Here is a 2,210-nt window from a genome sequence, read left to right on the forward strand (position 1 = left end):
GAAAAGGCAAGACGGATCGCACAAATCCATCAGCCCTTTCATGCCAGACTGAGCGAGGTGATCGAAGTCAAGACAAGCACGGAAATGAGCCGTCCAGCGCTTGTTTCAATTCACAGCTTCACTCCGGTTTTCAACGGTAATATCCGTTTGACCGAATGCGGGTTTCTACATGGCCGAAGCGACACTCTGGCCCGGACTTGTGCTGAACTGGGCAGTCGCGACGGCCGTTATGTCACCCACCTCAACCAACCATACAGTTCAGCAGACGGAGTGCTCTACACCATAGACCGTCATGGAAGCACCAATGGCATGCCAAATGTCATGATCGAGGTTCGTAACGATCTGCTCACCGATCATGACGCTGTTGTGCGCGTGTCTGGCTGGCTGGCTAAGATTTTTGAGCAAGCCCTTGTGATCCCCTCCTATCGAACTGAGTCAAAATGAAACAGAATCAACTCCTAAGATGCATATCGCCAATTGACGGATCGGTCTTCGCCGAGCGTGAAACGCTATCGAAAGAGGCGGCGTTCACCTTGGCTTCGCGTGCGCGCGCGGCGCAAGCGATCTGGGCCAACCGGCCCGTGCAAGAGCGTATTGATCTGGTTCTGGCGGGCGTGGCCGCCGTCGGGGCGATGAATGATGAGATAGTACAAGAGCTGGCGCATATGATGGGGCGTCCCATCCGCTACGGTGGCGAATTCGGCGGCTTCAACGAACGCGCCAACCATATGGCAGCCATCGCACAAACTGCATTGGCAGATATCGCAGTAAGCGAGGATGAAAATTTCAAGCGCTATATCAAACGTGTACCCCACGGCGTGGTCTTCGTCGTCGCGCCCTGGAACTATCCTTATATGACCGCCATCAACACAGTGGCACCTGCGCTCATCGCGGGCAATACGGTTGTACTCAAACACGCCACGCAAACGCTTCTGGCAGGCGAACGGATGGCACGGGCCTTCCATTCGGTCGGAATTCCCGAGGACGTGTTCCAGAACGTCTTCCTGAGCCACGATGTGACCAACGACCTGATCGCAGACCGCGCCTTCGACTTCGTGAATTTCACCGGATCTGTCAGTGGCGGGCAAGCGATGGAGCGCGCGGCCGCTGGCACCTTTACCGGGGTCGGCACGGAACTTGGAGGCAAGGATCCCGGCTATGTCATGGAGGATGCTGATCTGGACGCAGCTGTAGACACGCTCATTGACGCAGCCATGTTCAATTCCGGCCAATGCTGCTGCGGGATTGAAAGGATCTATGTGCATGAGAGCCTGTTCGACGAATTTGTCGCCAAGGCGGTTGAGATCGTAAAGGGCTACAAGCTGGGCAACCCACTGGAGCCGGAAACGACGCTGGGGCCGATGGCGCATACTCGCTTCGCCAATGAAGTGCGCACGCAAGTAGCCGAGGCAATCGCCGGCGGTGCCGTGCCTCATATCGCCCCCTTTGCCGAAGATGACGGCGGCGCCTATCTCGGCCCCCAAATCTTGACCAACGTCACCCACCAGATGCGGGTGTTGCGTGATGAAAGCTTTGGCCCGGTGGTTGGCATCATGCCCGTCAAGGACGACGATGAAGCCGTCGCGCTGATGAACGACAGCGAATTTGGCCTGACTGCCAGCCTCTGGAGTGACAACCTGGATCGCGCGGTGGCTGTGGGGGATCGAATCGAGACGGGGACCGTGTTCATGAACCGTGCCGACTACCTCGATCCCGGCCTGTGCTGGACCGGTTGCAAGAACACTGGACGCGGGGGCGGGCTGTCCGTCATCGGCTTCCACAACCTGACACGCCCGAAATCCTACCATTTGAAAAAGGTGACATCATGAACCTTGCCGGAAACTGGTCCTATCCGACCGCAATCAAGTTCGGCGCGGGCCGGATCAAGGAACTGCCAGACGCCTGCGCTAAGGCTGGCATTCGAAATCCCCTTCTGGTGACGGACAAGAGACTAGCCGCTCTGCCGGTGACGCAGGCCACCTTGGACATCATGGACGCCGCCGCTCTGGGGCGCGCCATGTTCTCGGAGGTGGATCCAAACCCCAATGAGACCAACCTTCATGCGGGAGTCGCAGCATACACGTCTGGCGGGCATGACGGGGTGGTTGCTTTCGGTGGCGGCTCTGGCCTCGATCTCGGAAAGATGGTCGCTTTCATGGCCGGGCAGACCCGACCGGTCTGGGACTTCGAAGACCTCGGTGACTGGTGGA

3 protein-coding genes are annotated in these 2,210 nt (G+C 58.1%); all 3 read left to right on the plus strand.

From position 1 onward, the window contains the following. Window positions 1-444, plus strand: a 444-nt coding sequence (locus tag AC221Y_RS23200) for an N-formylglutamate amidohydrolase (RefSeq protein WP_486708644.1), incomplete at its 5' end; no start/stop codon positions are given. Next, a complete protein-coding gene (locus AC221Y_RS23205) occupies window positions 441-1,829 on the plus strand; it encodes an aldehyde dehydrogenase family protein (RefSeq protein ID WP_486708645.1) in 1,389 nt (462 codons plus the stop codon). The genes AC221Y_RS23200 and AC221Y_RS23205, both read left to right, overlap by 4 nt. Further along, the coding region (locus AC221Y_RS23210; protein WP_486708646.1) for an iron-containing alcohol dehydrogenase at window positions 1,826-2,210 on the plus strand (385 nt) is incomplete at its 3' end. The genes AC221Y_RS23205 and AC221Y_RS23210, both read left to right, overlap by 4 nt.

It is taken from the genome of Boseongicola sp. (genome assembly GCF_057460485.1).